Source organism: Geomonas anaerohicana (assembly GCF_016458305.1).
Taxonomy (GTDB): Bacteria; Desulfobacterota; Desulfuromonadia; order Geobacterales; family Geobacteraceae; genus Geomonas; species Geomonas anaerohicana.
In genome coordinates this window covers 595,325-614,075 of record NZ_JAEMHL010000003.1, presented here as the reverse complement: position 1 = coordinate 614,075, position 18,751 = coordinate 595,325, and the positions used below count along the sequence as shown (strand labels likewise).

At 61.2% G+C, this 18,751-nt stretch carries 14 protein-coding genes; 4 read left to right on the top strand and 10 right to left on the bottom strand.

Annotated elements, in window-relative coordinates; translation table 11 throughout:
* The first annotated feature begins 56 nt into the window (after nt 1-56).
* Complete coding sequence (locus tag JFN91_RS08980; protein ID WP_199388856.1) at nt 57-872, top strand: methyltransferase domain-containing protein; 816 nt, start codon at nt 57-59, stop codon at nt 870-872.
* Here the strand turns inward: JFN91_RS08980 and JFN91_RS08975 are convergent.
* The 3 genes from JFN91_RS08975 to JFN91_RS08965 all read right to left on the bottom strand — a co-directional run bounded on the left by JFN91_RS08975 (nt 860) and on the right by JFN91_RS08965 (nt 7,275).
* A complete protein-coding gene (locus tag JFN91_RS08975) occupies nt 860-2,788 on the bottom strand; it encodes an HD domain-containing phosphohydrolase (protein ID WP_199388855.1) in 1,929 nt (642 codons plus the stop codon). The genes JFN91_RS08980 and JFN91_RS08975 overlap by 13 nt on opposite strands.
* 3 nt (nt 2,789-2,791) lie before the next feature.
* Nucleotides 2,792-4,885, bottom strand: coding sequence for a PilZ domain-containing protein (locus JFN91_RS08970; RefSeq protein WP_199388854.1), 2,094 nt, complete (start codon nt 4,883-4,885; stop codon nt 2,792-2,794).
* Nucleotides 4,886-5,130: 245 nt separating this feature from the next.
* On the bottom strand, nt 5,131-7,275 hold the full coding sequence (locus JFN91_RS08965; RefSeq protein WP_328746492.1) for a sensor domain-containing diguanylate cyclase: 2,145 nt from the start codon (nt 7,273-7,275) through the stop codon (nt 5,131-5,133).
* Between the two features lie 526 nt (nt 7,276-7,801).
* Here JFN91_RS08965 and JFN91_RS08960 point away from each other — a divergent pair.
* Nucleotides 7,802-9,886, top strand: coding sequence for a sensor histidine kinase (locus JFN91_RS08960; RefSeq protein WP_199388853.1), 2,085 nt, complete (start codon nt 7,802-7,804; stop codon nt 9,884-9,886).
* On the opposite strand, the gene JFN91_RS08955 is transcribed toward JFN91_RS08960, so the two are convergent.
* From JFN91_RS08955 to infA, 7 genes are all read right to left on the bottom strand, one after another.
* On the bottom strand, nt 9,883-11,259 hold the full coding sequence (locus JFN91_RS08955; RefSeq protein WP_199388852.1) for a TatD family hydrolase: 1,377 nt from the start codon (nt 11,257-11,259) through the stop codon (nt 9,883-9,885). The two genes, JFN91_RS08960 and JFN91_RS08955, sit on opposite strands and share 4 nt — an antisense overlap.
* Before the next feature lie 260 nt (nt 11,260-11,519).
* On the bottom strand, nt 11,520-12,881 hold the full coding sequence (bioA, locus tag JFN91_RS08950) for an adenosylmethionine--8-amino-7-oxononanoate transaminase (RefSeq protein ID WP_199388851.1): 1,362 nt from the start codon (nt 12,879-12,881) through the stop codon (nt 11,520-11,522).
* Nucleotides 12,882-13,037: 156 nt separating this feature from the next.
* Nucleotides 13,038-13,757, bottom strand: coding sequence for a dethiobiotin synthase (gene bioD / locus JFN91_RS08945; protein ID WP_199388850.1), 720 nt, complete (start codon nt 13,755-13,757; stop codon nt 13,038-13,040).
* A gap of 126 nt (nt 13,758-13,883) precedes the next feature.
* Entirely contained in the window at nt 13,884-14,870 is a 987-nt protein-coding gene (bioB, locus tag JFN91_RS08940; protein ID WP_199388849.1) for a biotin synthase BioB, read from the bottom strand.
* A 137-nt stretch (nt 14,871-15,007) separates the two neighbouring features.
* Nucleotides 15,008-15,919: an EF-P lysine aminoacylase EpmA gene (gene epmA, locus JFN91_RS08935; protein WP_199388848.1), complete on the bottom strand. Its 912-nt coding sequence runs from the start codon at nt 15,917-15,919 to the stop codon at nt 15,008-15,010.
* 2 nt (nt 15,920-15,921) lie between these two features.
* On the bottom strand, nt 15,922-16,485 hold the full coding sequence (efp, locus tag JFN91_RS08930; RefSeq protein WP_199388847.1) for an elongation factor P: 564 nt from the start codon (nt 16,483-16,485) through the stop codon (nt 15,922-15,924).
* 159 nt (nt 16,486-16,644) lie between these two features.
* A complete protein-coding gene (gene infA, locus JFN91_RS08925) occupies nt 16,645-16,863 on the bottom strand; it encodes a translation initiation factor IF-1 (protein ID WP_012530490.1) in 219 nt (72 codons plus the stop codon).
* Between the two features lie 180 nt (nt 16,864-17,043).
* On the opposite strand from infA, the gene JFN91_RS08920 reads away from it, so the two are divergent.
* The gene (locus JFN91_RS08920; protein WP_199388846.1) at nt 17,044-17,436 is read left to right on the top strand and encodes a hypothetical protein; all 393 of its coding nucleotides are present in this window, start codon (nt 17,044-17,046) and stop codon (nt 17,434-17,436) included.
* Complete coding sequence (gene rlmD / locus JFN91_RS08915) at nt 17,429-18,742, top strand: 23S rRNA (uracil(1939)-C(5))-methyltransferase RlmD (protein WP_199388845.1); 1,314 nt, start codon at nt 17,429-17,431, stop codon at nt 18,740-18,742. Before JFN91_RS08920 ends, rlmD begins: the two co-directional genes overlap by 8 nt.
* Nucleotides 18,743-18,751: the final 9 nt, after the last annotated feature.

Below are 18,751 nucleotides of genomic sequence, written 5' to 3'. Positions count from 1 at the left end.
GCCACAAAGGTTCGTGCTAAAAGTCTAATTATTCGAATCTGTTAACGGGAGCAGTGATGCACTCTGAAAGACGGTACCTGATGGAACACGCCGGGGAATCCCTCCGGCTTGACATGAAAACCGACAACGCGGTGACCGAGAGACAGGCCCGCTGGGCCGGCCTTACGCCGGGGATGAGCGTCATCGACATCGGCTGCGGCCCCGGCAAAACGACCAGCATGCTTGGGGAACTGGTGCAGCCCGGGGGGCGCGCCGTCGGCGTCGACCTTTCCGAACAGCGCCTCGCCTTCGCCCGCGAGCACTACGGCTCCTCCACGGTGAGCTTCGAACGCTGCGACCTGTACCAGCCGCTTACCGGGCTGGGACAGTTCGATTTCGCCTGGTGCCGCTTCGTGCTCGAATACCACCTCTCCAACTGCTTCGAGTTGGTGCGCAACATCGCGGCGGCGCTCAAACCCGGTGGCATCCTCTGCCTGATCGATCTCGACCACAACTGCCTGAGTCACTTCGGCCATTCCCCGCGCATGGAGCGCGCCGTCGCCGCCACCATCAAGAGCCTCGAGGAAAACGACAATTTCGATCCCTACGTCGGGAGGAAGCTGTATTCCTTCCTGTACGACCTGGGGTTCCAGGACATCGACGTCAAGGTCGAAGCGCACCACCAGATCTTCGGCGAGTTGAAGGAGGTGGACGAATTCAACTGGACCAGGAAGGTCGAGGTGGCCGCCAAGCGGTCGGGCTACGACTTCAACGAGTACGAAGGGGGCTACGAGGAGTTTTTAGACGAGTTCCGCACCTTCTTCGCCAATCCCCGCCGTTTCACCTATACCCCGATCATTTCCTGCCGCGGCAGAAAGCCTCAGGCCTCCTGAGCCGCAGAGGTGTCTTCCTCGTTGGCGCGGGTGCGGCAGGCGATCAGGGCGTCGACGATGTGCTTGTCGAAATGGGATCCCGCCCCCTCCCTGAGCAGGCGGAAGGCATCTTCCCTGGGCATGGGGGCCCGGTAATGACGCTGTGAGGTCACCGCCTCGTAAAAATCCGCCACGGCGATGATCTTCGCCCCCAGCGGTATGTTCTTTCCTTTCAGCCCCTTGGGGTAGCCGGTGCCATCGATCTTTTCGTGGTGCGCGCCGGCTATCTCGGGGACCTCGCGGTAAATCCCCTCGAAGTTAACCTGTTCAAGGATGTCGCGCGTCTTGTGGCAGTGGGTCTTGACGATCTCGTATTCCAGGTCGGAAAGCCGGCCGTTCTTCTTCAAAATGGCGTCGGGCACGCCGATCTTGCCGTAGTCGTGCAGAAGGGCCGCCACCCTGATCATCTCCCGTTCGTTCCGCGGCAGTCCCAGTTCCTCGCAGATCTCCTCGGAGTACTCAGTCACCTTCTCCGAGTGGCCGGCGGTGAGCGGGTCCCTGGCGTCGATCGAGGCCGCCATGACCTTCAGAAACGAGCTGAACTGGTTCGACTTGGCCTCGTGCAGCTTGGCGTTGCGTATGCTGATGCCGATCACCGGGGCGATCCCCATGAGGAGGGAGACGTCGCTTTGCACCAGGGGGCGCTTGGATTTCAGGTTGTCGACGGCGATGATGCCCAGGGATTCCCCCTCGCAGATGATCGGGCAGCAGATGAAGGTCTGGGAGAGGAGCTGCTTGGCGAAGTTCTGGCTTTTCCCGGAGAGGTTGCCCTCGATGTCCTTCACGTCGGCCACGAGGAAGGGGCGCTGCTCGCGGAAGGAGATCACGAAGACTCCCTTGGAGTCGGGGCGGTCCAGGTGGAAGGTGGTCTTGCCCAGGAAGGCGAGCTGTTCATCGTGGTAGCCGAAGCCGGCCTGGAACACGAGCCTCGACTTCTCGGGGTTGCTGAGCAGGATCAGGCCGCGGCTGTAATCGAGACGCTTTTCCAGGATCTGGATCACGTTGGAGAGGATGTCGTGCACCTCGGTCAGCCTGCTGATCGCCTGCCCGATCTCGTTGGTGACGAGGGCGTTGTTGTAGTTGATCTCCACTCGCTCGAACAGGCTGTCCGTCAGGTTGACGAGGCTTTGCTGGCTGAGGATCAGGGCCTTTTTCTCGCTTCTGAGTGAAATCAGGGTGAGCGCGAGGAACGCAGTGATGGACCAGGGCGCGACGACCCGCAGCGCAGTGGCTGGGTCGACCTTCAGGAAGTATCCGGTGAGCGCCAGCAAGAAGAGCCCCGCGGCATTGCGGGTGTGGTTCCGCAAGGTGAATGCGGCCTTGTCCCAGGACACGATGTACCGGCAGACCCGGTCCCCCTTGAACATGCACTCCGGGTGCTCGATGTGGGGGAGCTTCGCGTTGAAGACACTGGCGACCGCTTCGAAGAACCCCATCCTGTTTTGGCACTGGAAGGGCTCCTCGTGGGTCCCGGGGCGCGGCGTGACGGTTATTTCAACGCTGTTGCTGGCAATCTGTCTGGAGGCATAGATAGAAGAGCGGACGATCTTGGTGTTGGCTGCTTCGCCGATGAGGCTATAGGCTTTGGCGGGGCCGACCAGGCCCAGGAAGTACTGTCTGATGATGCCCATGGCCTCGGGGGAAGCCGCGTAGCGTCCGGCCTCCCGGGCAATGTTCTCGTTACCGGTCACCTTCAGCAGCTTTTCGTAAAACAGGTTCACCTGTTCCTGGGAAAACCAGTGCCCCTGGTCGGACACCTCAAGGTAGGTCATGTTGGCGTAGCTCAACAACTCACCGACGTTGACAAAGTTGTACTTGCTCTTGATGAGCTTGATGTACGTGTCGATGATGCTGCTGTTGTAAAGCGGAGTGCTCATCTTTTATTCCGATGATTCCAAGTGTTCCGCTGCGTGCGTACGCTTGGTCTTATGCCGCGTCTGCATGTCGTTAATGTACTTGATGAAGTCAGAGGCGTGTTCGTGGGAACTTATGGCCCACAGAGCGTACTTTCGTTCATAGGGGAGATTGGCGGCTTCGACGTAACTCATGGGGTACGCCAGCACCGGAATATCGTTTTGCTGGTGCTTGTGGGTCAGGATGGAGAGCAGTATGTAGACTATGTCACGCGGGAACTGCGCTTGGTCCAGAACGATCAAATGGATGCAGTTGGTAAGGTCGGAGAGGTTGAGGCCGATGTCCGATATGTTCACCAGAATGATGGCCTTGGTGTCACCGTTTTTCTTAAGGGTGTACTGGTAGCGCTTGAGCGACAGGCCGGCGCGGTCGTACTCTTTGGCGAGCTGGTCCTGGTTCGCCATGGCGGGCTCTAGGTCCAGCGCATGGAGCATCACGCCCCCCGATTCCTGCTCGTAGAAGGCCTCCAACTCATAAAGGTCCTCCCGGGTCGTCTGGGTAAGGCTCCAGGGGCCGGAGAAATTCCAGTCATCCGAGAAGGTGCGGTGGTAATGAAAATAGGCGAAGGTATCGATGGAGCAACCTTTCTTTCTGCCGATGGCCTTCGCTGCGCCGCCGAATACGCGGTTGGGAAACTTGTTGTCTGGCCGGTAGTAGCAGATGATGTAGTCCATGTACGCTGACTTCAGGTTGTAGGAGTCGTTTATGGAGTTGGCAAGCTGGTTCAAAACGACCAGCCCGGCGCTCAGCGACTCGGACTTGTTGGCGGCGTGATGGTGCACAAGCCAGCTACTCTGGTAAAAACGCAGCATTGCCAGGTGCCCGAGGATGGTTCCGTGCTCCTGGTAGATGTAATGCCTGGCGATGCTGGGGTTCTCGGTGTAAAGCCTTTTGTAGGTCTCCTTCAGGAGCGTCTTGTTGGTCTGGAAGAAGTGGTATTTTTCCGGGTAGATGAAGCCGCTTTCAAAGAAGAACTGCCACAGGTCCTCCAGGTCGACCTGGGTGCTCACGTAGGAGTGCTTGTCCTTGGCCAGGTAGAGCAACGACAGCAGATTCACGTGGTCGCGTATGTCCATGTCCAGGAAGCACAGCCCGCTGCGAACGGTAGCCCCTTTCACGTCCTTCTGCACACCGTCGCGGTATACGACCTGAGCGGTGCATTTGGTGGCAAAGCCGTTGCCTATCCGCAGTTCCAGTTCCGGGATAATCATCCCCGGCAGCAGTACGCTCAACTCTGCATCTTCACTGACTGAGAAGCCGGAACCTGACAGGTCCAGCACTTTAAGGTCCACGCTTTTCTGGCTGAACGGGTGGTTGAAGACCGCGTTGGGAAGGGGAAGAAGCTCGTGCCGGTCGCTGCGAATCTCTTTCGCCTTGAAGCGCTGCATGCGCGATTGCACCGGCTCCAACACGTAGATCCTGCTGCGTTGCCCGGGCGTTTGCGTCGCGATTTGGCATTCGGCCGAGTACAGGGTGGTGCTGCCGCTACTAAAAACAACCTGCAACGGCACCTCGCAGTTGATCCAGTTGAAGTTGCGGCTGTCGTCGCCCGGGACGTGGACCCGGAAAGAAACGGCGCTGAAGTCGACAAGCATGCCTTCAAAGCGCGCGCCGTTTTGAAAAAGCTCCGCGGAGATGTCAGAGCAGGGGTAGCGCCGGGACTTGCGGTAGTTTACTTCGGTGCACTTCTCGGGAAGGAGAAAGGTGGCCCCCTCGTCGCTCATGCTGATCAGTTCGGGGGCGGCGGTGATCATCCTGTGGCCGCTGACCACCAGGATGCTGTCGAAAACGCAGCCGTTGGTCTTGACCTCGACGGAGTCGACTGAGACCCACCGGCATTCCAGTTTGTTGTTCAGGCAGGGCAGGGGAGTTGCTTCAAGTGTTACCGTGCGGGGATATTTCGAATGCTTGAAGTTGACGAGGATTGATTGTTCTTGAAAATTGATGAAGTTCAGTTTGTTGATCAGCTTGCTGAGCCCCACCTCTTTTTCGGAGCCAGGAGAGACCTCTATTACTATATCAGGACGGGCAAATTGCAAAATCTTGCTGGCGTCTTTCATCGGTACCTCTTAGCCGCCTTAAGGACGACTGGAGAAACTATGGCGTTGGCGGTTTTGTGAGTGTGCCAAAGTTTCTCAAAGGGATGCAAAGCATCCATCCATTACGCGTAGGGATTATTACCATGAATTCGATAGTTTTTCACTATTAAAAAGCTGTGTGACTTAGAAAAATTTGAATATGACGGGGAAGGAGCTTTCCGGGTGAAATAGGCGGGGGGAGCAAGGGGGCGGCGCCGCGGCGGGGGTTACCCTTTGGACTGCAGGGATGCTTCGAGATAAGCGTTAAAATCCAGGGTCTTGGCAAGGTTCGACTGCGTGGCCGCGGGGCGCGCCTCGGAGACCTCCCGCTTGGATTCGCCCTGCTGGGACGAGGTCCGTGCCGCCACGATACGGTTGCGGCCGCGCGCCTTGGCTTCGTACAGGGCGATATCGGAGGCGTGCACCAGGTCGTTGAAGGTCCTGCCGTCCTCGGGGAAGGAGGCTACGCCAAGGCTCGCGGTGAGGCGGCGCAGCGGGATGTCGCTCTCGCCGGGGAAACGCTTGCTTTCGATCTCGAAACGGATCCGCTCCGCCACGATCATCGCCTCCGCTTTGGAGGTTCCCGGCAGCACCGCGCAGAACTCCTCTCCCCCGTAGCGAGCCACGATGTCCATGTCCCGCAGGGAATCCTTGATGATGTCCGCGGTGAGCTTGAGCGCCTCGTCGCCGGCCAGGTGGCCGCACAGGTCGTTGTAGCTCTTGAAGAAATCGAGGTCGATGAAGATGACGGTGAGGTTGAGCCCCTGGCGCGCGCTCCGGTTCAGTTCCTCCTCGAGCCGGCTTTTCAGGAAACGGCGGTTGTAAAGGCCGGTGAGGGGGTCGGTGACCGAGAGCTGTTCGAAGCGCTCCGACTCCTCCAGCACCTCGGTGCGCTCGATCATGAGCGAGGCGAGGTTGGCGAAGGAGGTGAGCAGCATCAGGTCGGCGTGGGTGAACGGGCGCAGGTTCTTCTTGTCGGAGAGGTTCAAGACCCCGATCACCTTGTCCTTGAGCTTGAGCGGGATACAGATCAGCGACTTGGACTTGAACCGGAGCCGGTTGGCCATGGCGACCCTGCTGTCCTTTTCCACGTCGTTGACCAGGAGCGGCTGCCCGGTCTTGGCGACCATGCCGGCGATTCCCTTGCCGACCTTGAGCTGCAGGCAACGGGCGATGTTGAGCGTCATGCCCAGGGTGAAGACGATCTGCATGCCGACGCCGTCCTTGTCGATGAGCATGATCGATCCCTGGGTGGCCTCGATGAGGTCGGAGGCGATCTTCAGGATGGACTCGTAGAGCAGGTCCTTGCTGTCGATCTGCAGCAGCGTGTCGGTAAGGGACATGAGACGCTCGGACAGGGCGTTTTCCTTGCTGCGGGTGGCGTCCTTGTCCAGCGTGGAGAGTTTCCCCGCCATGGCGCCGGCCAGCATGGAGATGAGCATCGCGGCGTTAGGGAGGATGTCGGTGTCGAAGATAACCAGGAACCCCAGCCGCTCCCCCTGGGCCCTGAGCGGGAAGGTGGTGCAGACGGTGGCTTGCACCTCGGGAAGCGCTGCGCGCAGTTTGCCGTCCCAGAGCACGGTCTTTTTGGCCTTGTCCGGTGCGGTGAAAAGTTGCAGCGCCTCGACGCTCAGCGTGCCCAGTTCCTCGGGAAGGCCCCAGACGCCGGTCACCGAGAAGGACTTTCGTTCCGAGTCGGGGAGGGCGACCGCGATGCGCGCGGCCTGGAAGGCGCTGACGATGGTTTCGCAGCAGATGGCGATGCAGCCTGTGACGGTGCCCATCTTGTCCAGCCGTTCCAGGGCCTGGGACACGGCGTACAGCGCCTCGTCGCCGACCGGTTCCTGCGCGCGGGCGACGGCGGCACGCTCGTGGTGACGCTGCGACGGAAGGCGGTACGACTCGATCCTGCGCCTGACCTGCTCGGCGACCTCTTCGACCTCCTCGTAGCTGGCAGTGCAAAGCGATTCGACGTAAGGAAGCAGCGAAAAGGCATCCCCGCCGTTGCGGGCCAGTGACGCCAACTGCCACAGATCTATCGATTCCTCGCGAACGCCGTCACCCACCAGGCAGAAGTCCTCGCCGGAGAGGGTAAAGGGGATGAGAAAGCCGAAAAAGCCGCCACCGTAGCGGCAGACCGAGGGGGTGCCTTCCTCGAAGAACACTTCCATGTCCTCTTCGAAGAAGTGTCGCGACACCTCCCGGCACAGGGGATCCTCGACGACGGTGGCGCAGGACTCGAAGCGCCCGTTAGACGCAACGGTGCCGTCACGCCTGCGATAGAGCGTAAGGCTGTAGCGCGCCAGCATGGGGAGGGCCTTCAACTCCGACAGCAAATCCCCAAAAGGCATGTTCGCGAGGTCCTGTTTCACAGGTCGGCTCCGGCTTCAGTGGTGCATGCCATTTCTGGTGACGAAAGAGGCATGCTCGTCAGAATACCGCACATTCTGTGCCAAAAAATACTGAGTCTTGTCGCAGGAGTGGAGCAGCAGTCACTCACAGACTAAATAAATTACATTCGTATCATTATTGGTCTTTAGCTCTGTCTGGAGTTGCCGCCGCTGTTTTCTTTGTAGACTCTCATGTCTTTTGCTGATAGGGAATGCGGCAATGTTAATATCGGAGTATGGCACAATAAAGTCAGTAATTTGAATCACATTTTAATGTGTTTTGTGCGCGTCGTATTGTCCGGCAGGTTGGCGGGGAAAAATCGTGACGCTGTCAAGCGGCAGGCCTCTCCACGGCGAGTGCTAGATCCTGCTGATTAAACAGTGCTTCGCAATTGGTGTCGATTGACTGTTTCTTCGCACCGAACTTGTCCGGCAGGAAATAATCTGACTTGATTATCGCTTACGTAATCGGTAAAATTTTGCGCCACTGATGCTTGAAAGGTTGCAGATGCCAACGTCCCCTGACACCCCTCTATATAACAGTCGTATCTTCGACTCCTATCTTAAACTCCTGCGCAAGCGCTATCCGAGCGTCGATACCCAGGCCCTGCTGGCGCACGCCGGCATGAAACAGCACGAGGTTAGCGACCCGGGGCATTGGTTCAGCCAGCGCCAGGTGAACCTGTTTCACGACAAGCTGGTGCAGATCACCGGCGAACCAGGCATCGCGCGGGAAGCCGGACGCTACTCCGCTTCACCCGACGCCCTGGGGCCGTTGCGATCCTTCTTGCTGGGCATGGTCGGCCCTGAGTACATCTTTTACCTCGTCAACAGGATCGCCCCACGCTTCACGCGCTCCTCCCGTTGCAGTGCGCGCAAGACCGGTCCGCGCGAAGTTGAACTTACCGTCGCCTTCCATGAGGGCGTCCAGGAGAATCCCCGCCAGTGCGAGAACCGGATTGGTTTCTTCGAGGCGGCCTTCCTGCTTTTCGACCACGACTTCCCCGAGATCGAGCACACCGAGTGCATTTTCAAAGGGGGCAAGGTGTGCCGCTACCTGATCAGGTGGCGCCCTTCGGCCACCTACCGGCTGCTGCTGGCACAGCGCATCAGCACGCTGCTCCTGGTCGGCGGACTCCTGGCCGACCTGCTTTACAACCACAGCGTATTGGGGCTGCCCCTGTTCCTCGGGCTGCTCAGCTACCTGGGGTTCACCCTGCTCAGTCGCCACATCGAGCGTAAGGCGCTGCTTTCGTCGCTGACCAGTATGCGTAATTCCAGTGAGCGGCTCCTCTCGCAGGTCCAGGAAAACTTCGACCGTGCCCTGGCCATCAACGAGATCGGCCAGATTATCTCCACCAGGACCGAGTTGTCCGAGATCCTCTCCAGCGTCAACCAGGTGCTGCACAAGCGCCTGGGCTACGGCCGCGGCATCGTCTACCTGCTCGACCCGCAGCGCAACATCCTGGTTCTGCGCGGCTGTTTCGGGTTCAGCCCCGAGGACGAGGAGACGGTGCGGTGCATCGAGTTCCCGCTGTCCGCACCGGCCCCGCGCGGGGTGCTGGTCACCTGTTTCCATACCCAGCAGCCGGTGCTCGTGGGCGACATCGAGGAAATCCGCGGTCAGGCGGTGCCGGAAAACTTCGCCCTGATCAGCGCGCTGGGCGTCCGCTCCTTCATCTGCGCCCCCATCCTGTGCGAGGGGGAGGCCCTGGGGGTCCTGGCGGTAGACGACGCCAGCAGGGAGGGGGGGCTGCTGCAAAGCGACCTCAACCTGATCCAGGGGATCGCCCCGGTGATCGGGATCAGCGTCCGCAACGCAATGCGCCTGGCCAACGAGAGGAGGTTGTCGGAGCAGCTCAGGAAGGCCTCCGAGCACCTGGAACGGCGGGTGGCGGAGCGGACTTCGGAGTTGAGCCGGGCCTATGCCGAGCTCGAATTCCTCTACGACTCGGTCTCCCACGACCTGCGCACCCCGCTGCGGGTGATCTACGGCTATGGGGAACTGCTGCTGGATGGGTACGGACACACGCTGGACGGCCCCGCCAGGGAATACCTGGCCAGCATCATCAGCGGCGGTGAAAGGATGGAGCAGACCCTGGACCGGATGCTCGATTTCTCCGCGGTGAAATCGGCGCAGCTCACCCTCGAAACGGTCGACTTAAGCCTCATGGCACAGCGCATCCTGGCCGACCTGAGGATCACCGACCCCGACCGTGAGGTGGAGTTGGAGATCCAGGAGGGCGTGCTGGTCACCGGTGACCAGAGGCTGTTGTCGGGGGTGATGGAAAACCTGCTGGGGAACGCCTGGAAGTACAGCGCCCTGAAAGGGTGCACCAGGATCGCCTTCGGACAAAAAGACGGGGTCTGCTACGTAAGGGACAACGGCGAAGGGTTCGAGATGGCCCAGGCCGGCAAGCTCTTCATCCCGTTCCAGAAGCTGCACGACGGCAGCCGTTTCCAGGGGCACGGGCTGGGTCTGTCCATGGTGCTGCGCATGCTGGAGCGCATGGGCGGCAGGGTGTGGGGCGAGGGGAGGCCCGGCGAGGGGGCGACCTTCTACTTCACCCTCCCGCCGGCCGAGACCCCTTAGCCGACCTCGGAGTATTCCCGCTCGCGGAAAATGACCCCGAGCGACTCCGCCAGTTCCCTGACCTCGTCCACGTTCAGTCCGGGCACCGTCACCGCGCTCGCCGTCACCTGCGGGACGTGCTTGGGAGCCTCCCTGAGAAAGTCGCAGATTCCCTGGAAACCCGCCGCACCGAAGGGTGTGTTGCAGAGCCGGTCGTAATCGGCGGCGTTGGCGGCATTGAGGCTCACCGAGAGCGCATCTATCAGCCCCTCCAGTTCGGGCAGGATGTTCCTGCCGTGCACCAGGTTCGCCTGCCCGTCGGTATTGATCCTCACCCGCAGACCGCGCCGCTTCAGCTCTGCCGCCACCTCCTTGATCAGGTCCAGCCTGATCAACGGCTCGCCGAACCCGCAGAAGACCACCTCGTCGTAATTCGATGCCGCATCCACCGCGGCGATCACCTCGGCAAAATTCGGCTCGTGGGAGAGCTTGAGCTCGTGTCCCTTGACCGACAACTCCTCGAATTTGGGGCAGAAGGTGCAGCAGTTCGAGCAGCGGTTGGTGATGTTGAGGTAGAGAGAATTGCGGATCTTGTAGGCGATGGTGTCTTCCTGTGCCGGCTGGTCGATGCGGAACAGGCGCCGGGTATTGAACGAGGTAATGCGTCCGACGTCCTCCGGGGAGAGCCCCTTCACCTGTGCGATCCGCTCCGCTGCGTAGCGGACGAAGGCCGGTTCGTTGCGCTTGCCGCGGTGCGGCACCGGGGTGAGGTATGGTGCGTCCGTTTCCACCATGAGCTTCTCGATCTTGACGCCGCGGACCACGTCCCTTAATGCCTCGTTGGAGGGGTAGGTGACGGTCCCGGGGATGGAGATCATGAAGTTCATCTCGATGCACTCCTGCGCCATGGCCAGGTCGCCCGAGAAGCAGTGCAAGACGCCTCCAACCTCGTGCGCCTTTTCCTCCTTCAGGATGGCGACGATGCGGTCGTGGGCGTCGCGGTCGTGGATGATGAGCGGCAGCGAAAGCTCCCGCGCCATGCGGATGAAGCGCCGGAACACCTCCTCCTGGTCGGCGCGCGGGGATCGGTCGCGGAAGAAGTCGAGCCCCACCTCGCCGATGGCGACCACCTTGGGGTTACCCAGGGCAAGTTCACGCACGGCCTGGTAGTCTGCTTCGGTCACGCCCGCTGCGTCATGCGGGTGGATCCCCACCGAGCAGTAGATGTTGGGCCGACTGGCGGCGAGCGCCACGGCCTCGCGGCTCGACTCCATGTCGGCGCCGACCGCCATGATGGTGCCGACCCCCGCCTCACGGGCGCGAGCCATCATCTCCTCGAAATCCTCTGCGAATTCGCTGCCGTATATGTGGGAATGGCTGTCGATCAGTTCCATGAAGTACTCCTTGAGCTATTGCCTGATATCTTCATTGGTTCTTCGCCAACGACGATCTACTGCCTGTCCCCTCTCCCTGTGGGAGAGGGTGCCCGTAGGGCGGGTGAGGGCGATGCCAGAGGCAAGCTCTGTGCTGGCTGCTACACCCTCACCCCTGCCCCTCTCCCAGAGGGAGAGGGGTGTGGAGGCGAAGCTCATTATATTACTGGATGAATTTGCCGGATGCCAGATCTTTCTACGTCAGGCTCAGGGCGGTCGCCCTATTCGGTGACGCTGCGGATGGACGCCTCGATGCCGTCCATGAGCAGGGCGAGCTCGTCCAGCGAGATGGAAAGGGGAGGGAACACCACGATCACGTTCCCCAGGGGGCGGAGGAAGAGGCCGTGCTTGCGCGCCTCCAGGCAGACCCGGACGCCGACGCGCTCTTCCCAGTGGTACGCCTCGCGGCTGTGGCGGTCGCGCACCAGCTCGATGCCGGCGATCATCCCCTCCTGGCGCACGTCGCCCACGTGGGGCAACTCCATGAGGCACTGCAGGCGGTCCTGGAGGTAATCGATCTTTTCGGGTAACTGCTCCAACAGGCGGTCCGTCTCGAACAGATCGAGGCTCGCCAGGGCCGCCGCACAGGCGATCGGGTTGCCGGTAAAGGTGTGGCCGTGGAAAAAGGTCTTCAGTTCGCTGTAGGCACCCCAGAAGGCGTCGTAGACCTTGCGGGTGGTAAGCGTTGCCGCCAGCGGCAGGTAACCGGCGGAGATCCCTTTCGAGATGGCCATGATGTCCGGGGTCACCCCCTCCTTGCCGCAGGCGAACATGGCGCCGGTGCGGCCAAAGCCGACTGCGACCTCGTCGGCGATCATGAGGACGTCGTAGCGGTCGCACAGTTCGCGCACCCCCTTCACGAACCCCGGAGGCTGCACGATCATGCCACCCGCGCCCTGCACCGACGGTTCGATCACCAGGCCGGCCAGTTCGTGCGCGTGTTCCTTCATGAGCCGCTCCAGTTCCTGCAGGCACAAAAGGCCGCAGCTGTGGCAGTCACCCTCGGGGGAAAGGGGGCAGCGGTAGCAGTAAGGGGAGGGCGCCTTGATGGTCGGGAAGAGCAGGGGGGCGTACACCTCGTGGTAGATGGCGATGCCGCCCACGCTCATGGAGCCGACCGTGTCGCCGTGGTAGGCGTTGTCGAAACGGATGAATTTCTGTTTCTGTGGGTTACCGGTCTGCTGCTGGTACTGGAAGGCCATCTTGACGCCGATTTCCACGGCGGTGGATCCGTTGTCGGAATAGAAGACCTTGGCGAGTCCCGGGGGCGCGATGTCGATCAGGCGTTTGGCCAGTAGCGCGGCGCGATCGTTGGAGAGGCCGAGCAGCGTCGAGTGCTCCAGCCGGTCCACCTGTTCCTTGACCGCCTCGTTGATCTCCTTGCGGCAGTGTCCGTGCACGTTGGTCCAGATGGCGGCCACCCCGTCGAGGTAGCGGTTCCCGTCGGAGTCGATGATGTAGGAGCCTTCCCCCCTGGTGATGATGAGGTTTTCTGCGTTCTCCCACTCGCTCATCTGGGTGAAGGGGTGCCAGAGGTATTCGCTGTCGTAGCGTCTGAGTGTTTCGGTATCCAGTTCGGCCATATCGTCCTCCCAAAAAAGAACCACCGCCGCGCCCTGGTGGCATCAAGCGGTGGAGCAAGTCACGATGAAGTGTCCATCAAGGATGTAGTGCCGTCAACGTTGAACGTTGAACGTTGAACGTTGAACGTTGAACGTTGAACGTTGAACGGGTGCTGCTTATTCAAACATTTCCCTGAGCATGATCCCGGTCGCGGGCATCTGCAGCAGCCGGTCGGTCAGCTTGGTCACCAGCTCGCGCTCGTTTTCTGCCTGGAGATCGGGGAAGAGGCCGAGGAGTTGCGATCCGGAGAGGGAGTCGATCATGTGCGGCGCATAGGACTCCGCCTGGTCCGGCGTGTCCGGATAGCGGTTCACGATGACCCCTTTCACCTTGAGCCCCAGGGTGCGTGCGGTGAAGGTGGTGAGCAGGGTGTGGTTGATGGTGCCAAGGTTCGGGCGCGCAATGACGGCAATGGGAAGCCCCAGGTGCAGGGCGAGGTCGGCCACCAGCAGCCCCCCCGCGAGGGGGACCATCAGTCCGCCGGCACCTTCGACGATGACGAAGTCGTGGCGCTCGGCGAGCCTCTGGTAGGCCTCCTTGATGACGTCGAAGCTGATGCGGACGCCGTCCTGGCTGGCGGAAACGGACGGCGCCAGCGGTGCGCGGAGCAGGTAGGGGGCGGAGTCACGGGTAACCGGGATGTCGGCGGCAAAGGCGAGCAGTTCGGCGTCCTCGGAGACCAGGGCGCCGTCGCGCTCGATGCAGCCGCTGGTCACCGGCTTCATGATGCCGACGCTGTGCCCCATGCGGCGCAGCAGCATGGCGATGGTTGCCGAGGCGATAGTTTTTCCCACACCGGTGTCGGTGCCGGTGATGAAGATGCTTTTGGCAGGCATATCTCTTTCCTTTCAATACAATGAGGCTCTGCTGCGGAAGGGACTGGCTCCGTCAGGTGCCTGTCCCTTTAGCGGAACGCTCCTTTCCGCCCAGCCAGCTTCCCAAGCCTAAGGAGCCAGTCCCCTTTAGTGGGCGCACATCACCGTGGTGAGGCCGAGGTCGCTGAACATGGTCAGATCGGTGTCGACGTTGCGCCCGGCGGTGGTGAGGTAGTTGCCGATCATGGTGCCGTTGGCGCCGGCGAAGAAGATCCAGGACTGCAGGTCGCGCAGGTTCTTTTCCCGCCCGCCGCAGATGGTGATCCGTTTGTTGGGCAGGATCAGGCGGTAGATGGCGATTGTTTTCAGACACTCCTGCGCGGTGATGTTGCGCGCACCTTCGAGCCTGGTCCCCTCGATCGGGTTCAGGAAGTTCATCGGTACGGAGTCGACGTCGAGTTCTTTGAGTGTGAAGGCCATCTCGACGCGCTGTGCCGCGCTCTCGCCCATGCCGAAGATGCCGCCGGAGCAGACCTTGACGCCGGCCTTCTTGACGGCGCGGACGGTGTCCACGTCTTCACGGTATTCGTGGGTGGTGCAGATGTTGGGAAAGAAGCTCTCCGCGGTCTCGAGGTTGTGGTGGTAGGTGTCCATCCCCGCATCCTTGAGCTTCAGCGCGGTCTCTTCGTCGATGATGCCGAGCGAGCAGGAGGGGAGGATGGAGGTTTCCTTGCGGATGCGGCGCAGCGCGGCGAGGATCTGCTCCAGTTCCTGCCCTTTGACGGTCGTGCCGCTGGTGATGATGCCGAAGCAGGCGGAGCCGTTGGTTTCCGCGGTCTTGGCGCATTCAACCATCTGCTCTTCCTGGACCAGCGGGTACACCGGCGCGTCGGTGGTGTGATGGGCGGACTGGGCGCAGAAGGCGCAGTTCTCGGCGCAGCGGCCGGACTTGGCGTTGATGATGGAACAGAGGTGCACCTCGTTGCCCACGAAGTGCTCCTTGACGCGGCTGGCGGCGCGGAACAGGTCGTAGAGCTCGCAGCCCTGCGCGTCCGACAGGCGTACCGCCTCCTCTTGGGTGATGGAGCCGCCTGCGATGATTCTTTCTGCTATTTCAGTGATGAGTTTTTCCATGAGATCCTCCAGCGGGTGATTTAGCACGCGCAAGAGGTGCTTGTCAACCAAATCGGAGTTAATGGTTGACGATTGAGCAGGAAAAGGTGACGAAGCGGCAAAGGAGCAGGGTGGACTCTGGGGTGAGGGAAGGGTGTTTAAAGTTCCTCGGTGGTGAAAGCCACGACCTCGTCGATGCTCTGCGCGTCGAGCAGCACCATCACCAGTCGATCGAGCCCCAGCGCGATCCCCGCGGCCTCCGGCATATCGGCCAGTGCGGCCAGGAACTTTTCCGGCATGGGATAGCCGTGTTTGCCGTCGCCCGCCCGCTGTGCGGCTTCCGCCTCGAAGCGCGAGCGCTGTTCCACCGGGTCGATGAGCTCGGAGAAGGCGTTGGCGATCTCCAGCCCGCCGAGGTAGAGCTCGAAGCGCTCGGCGACGGAAGGGTCGTCGCTCTTGAGCCGGGCGAGGGCGGAGCAACTGGCGGGGTAATCGTAGATGAAGGTGGGGCGGCCGATACCCAGCCGCGGCTCGATCTCTTCGACCATGAGTTCGTCGAAGGTCCCAGCGGCCAGGGCTGCTTCCGCGGTGGTGCCGGTGTAGCGCTCGAAGGCGGCGCGGACCGTGATCCGTTCCCAGGGTGCCGAGAGGTCGATGTGGGTGCCGCGATAGGTGATGCTGTCGACGCCGGCGGCACTCCTCACCAGTTCCTCGGTCTCGTCCATCAGCACCCGGTAATCGGCCTCGGCCCGGTACCACTCGAGCATGGTGAACTCGCTCAGGTGGCGGGTGCCGCGTTCGCCGGCGCGCCAGCAGCGGCAGATCTGGAAGATACGGGGGTAGCCTGCGGCCAAAAGGCGCTTCATGCAGAGCTCGGGCGAGGTCTGCAGAAACCAGCCGTCGCTGGGTATGGCATCGATCTGCGCCTCGGGGGCGGGAGCAGGAATGCGAAAAGGGGTCTCGACTTCGAGATACCCCTTTTCCTGAAAAAACATCCTGATCCTGGTGAAGATCGCGCCACGCCGGGCCAGGGCTTGAGAGCGCCTGGCCAGTGGCCAACTTCCCGACATGATTACCCCTTGACCCTGGTGGAGTACTCGCCGGTACGGGTGTCGATGGTGATCAGTTCGCCCTCCTCGATGAACGGCGGCACGCGCAGGACGTAGCCGGTCTCGACGGTAGCGGGCTTGGAGTCGCTGCCGGAGGTGTCGCCCTTGACCCAGGGGTCGGTCTGCACGACGCGCAGGTTGACGAAGTTGGGCACGTCCACGCCGATCGCCTTCTCCCTGAACAGGAGCACGTCCACCTGGAGGTTGTCGATCAGGTAGTTCTTGGCGTCGCCCATGGCATCTTCGCTGATGTGGATCTGCTCGAAGGTGGTGTTGTCCATGAAGCAGTAGTGATCGTCTTCCTTATAGAGGTACTGCATCACGCGGTCTTCCAGGTTGGCGGGCTCGAAGGTCTCGCCGGAGCGGTAGGTGCGGTCCAGGGTGGAGCCGGTGATCATGTTCTTCATCTTGGTGCGGTAAAGGGCCTGCCCTTTGCCCGGCTTGGCGAAGTCGAAGTGGGTGATGATGTAAGGCTCGTTGTCGATGGTGATCTTCAAGCCTTTTCTCAGATCGGCTGCAGTGTACATGGGTTCTTCCTCTTCTTACAGTGAGATTGAATAAAGGTTCAGTGTGCTGCGCGCAGGGCACGCAGCTAAACCGGTATTGGGTCCTATGTTATCCGTATGTGCCTTGCAGCGATGCTGAGGGTGGCAGGGACAGACGCCGGTGACGTACGGGGAAGGGTATTATTTGGCGCGATAGGTGATGCGGCCGCGGCTGAGGTCGTAGGGAGAGAGCTCCACGGTGACCTTGTCGCCAGGCAGGATCTTGATGAAAAACTTCCTCATCTTGCCGGATATGTGCGCCAGCACCATGTGGTCGTTTTCCAGCTTCACCTTGAACATCGCGTTGGGAAGCGGCTCGATGACCGTCCCTTCTACTTCAATTGCTTCTTCCTTGCTCATTTTTGCTCCTGGGAGTTTGTGGCATCTTTTAACAATCTGTGAGTCTACAAATTTTTACTGCAAAAAGCAAGCTGCATTTCGCTGTCACTGCCTTTTTCCCTTCGATATCATCGCTATTTACAGAACTCCCATAACATGCTAAAAAAATGACCAGAATTTTCCAAGGAGTACCGACGTTACATGCAAAAACTGATCAGGGAGATCCCGCTGTCCAACGGTCTCACCGTTCGCTTCTTCGATGCCACCCGCCGCTATTTCGGCGACTATCACCAGGTCCGCATACAGATCTGCTGTGAAGTTCCGCTCACGCCCGATCTTTTCCCGGACGAAGAATCCCACCAGGCCGCCCGCAAACTGCTCGGGGGCAGCGTGGTCTATAAGAAAGAGATAGAGCACCAGGGGGTCCCTACGCTCTCTATCGATCAGACCGTGGAGCGGGTCGTGGCCGACTTTGCCGCCCATTCCCTGGGCTATTTCAATACGCCGGCCTTTCCGAAGAAGCTGGTCCAGTCCGAACTGACCCGCGCCGGCGGGCGCAGGAGTGCATTCGTGCCGCGCGGTATGCATGGCTGATCCGGTCGTCGCCATAGAGAGTCTTTGTTACGGAGGTGCCGGCTTCGGCAGGGTGGACGGCAAGGCGTGTTTCGTCCCCTTCACCGCTCCCGGCGACCGGGCCAGGATCCGGGTGGTGAAGGAGAAGCGGTCTTTCGTCGAAGCCGAACTGGTCGAGCTGGTCGAGCCTTCGCCGTTGCGTATCGCCCCCAACTGCGCGGTCTTTGGCCAGTGCGGCGGGTGCGACTGGCAGTTTCTGCCGTATCGGGAGCAGCTGCAGCAAAAAGGCGCTATCTTCGCCGATACCCTGGCGCGCATCGGCAAGGTGCCCAGGGACAAGGTGCTGCCGGTTGCCGCATCGCCCGCTGACTACGGCTACCGGTCGCGGGTCCAGGTGAAGGTCGCGTCACGTGCCGGCCGGTTGCAGCTTGGTTTTTTCCGCACCGGCTCCCACGACGTCGTCGATTTCGGCGCCGGCTGTCCGCTGGCCCAGCCGCCGTTGAACCGCATGTCCGCCGAATTCCGGGCCCTCCTGCCGACGCTGCCGCAGTTGGAATGGATCCACCAGGTCGACCTCTCCATCGGGGACGACGGCCAGGGGATCGCCATCGTGCACAGCAGGGGAGGGGGTAACGCCCTGGTCGAGCGTCTGGCCCGGGACCGGGCCCGGCTTCCTTCCGTTGCCGGTGTCTTCGTATCCGCCGGGCGCAAGGGGGAACTGGAGCGGGCCTTCGGCATCGACGCGTTGACCTACCGGGTCCCCGCCGAAATTACGCCCGGCTCCAGGGATCTTGAGCTTCGCTTCGGGCGGGGCGGCTTCTCCCAGGTCAACTACCGGCAGAACCTGGAGTTGATCCGCACCGCCTGCGCATGGGCGGAGCTGACCGGGCAGGAGCGGGTGCTCGATCTGTACTGCGGCAACGGCAACCTCTCGCTGCCGCTGGCGCTGAACGCTGCGCAGGTGCTGGGGATCGAGGGGTACGGTCCCTCCATCGCCGACGCGGTGGCCAACGCGGAGCATAACGGCATCGTAAACGCCACCTTCCAGGTGAGCGACGCGGCGCAGGCCGTCCGCAGGCTGGTAAAACGCAAGGAACGCTTCGACCTGGTGGTGCTCGACCCGCCGCGTGGCGGGGCCGAGGCCGCCGCCGAACTGGCAGGGCTGGCGCCGCAGAAAATCATCTATGTTTCCTGTGATCCGGCCACGCTGGCCCGCGATCTCGCTTCACTTTGCAATAACGGGTACCAGGTGACCCGCTCACAACCGGTGGACATGTTCCCGCAGACCTACCACCTGGAGAGCGTCACGGAACTGGTGCGTATATAAATTCAATCC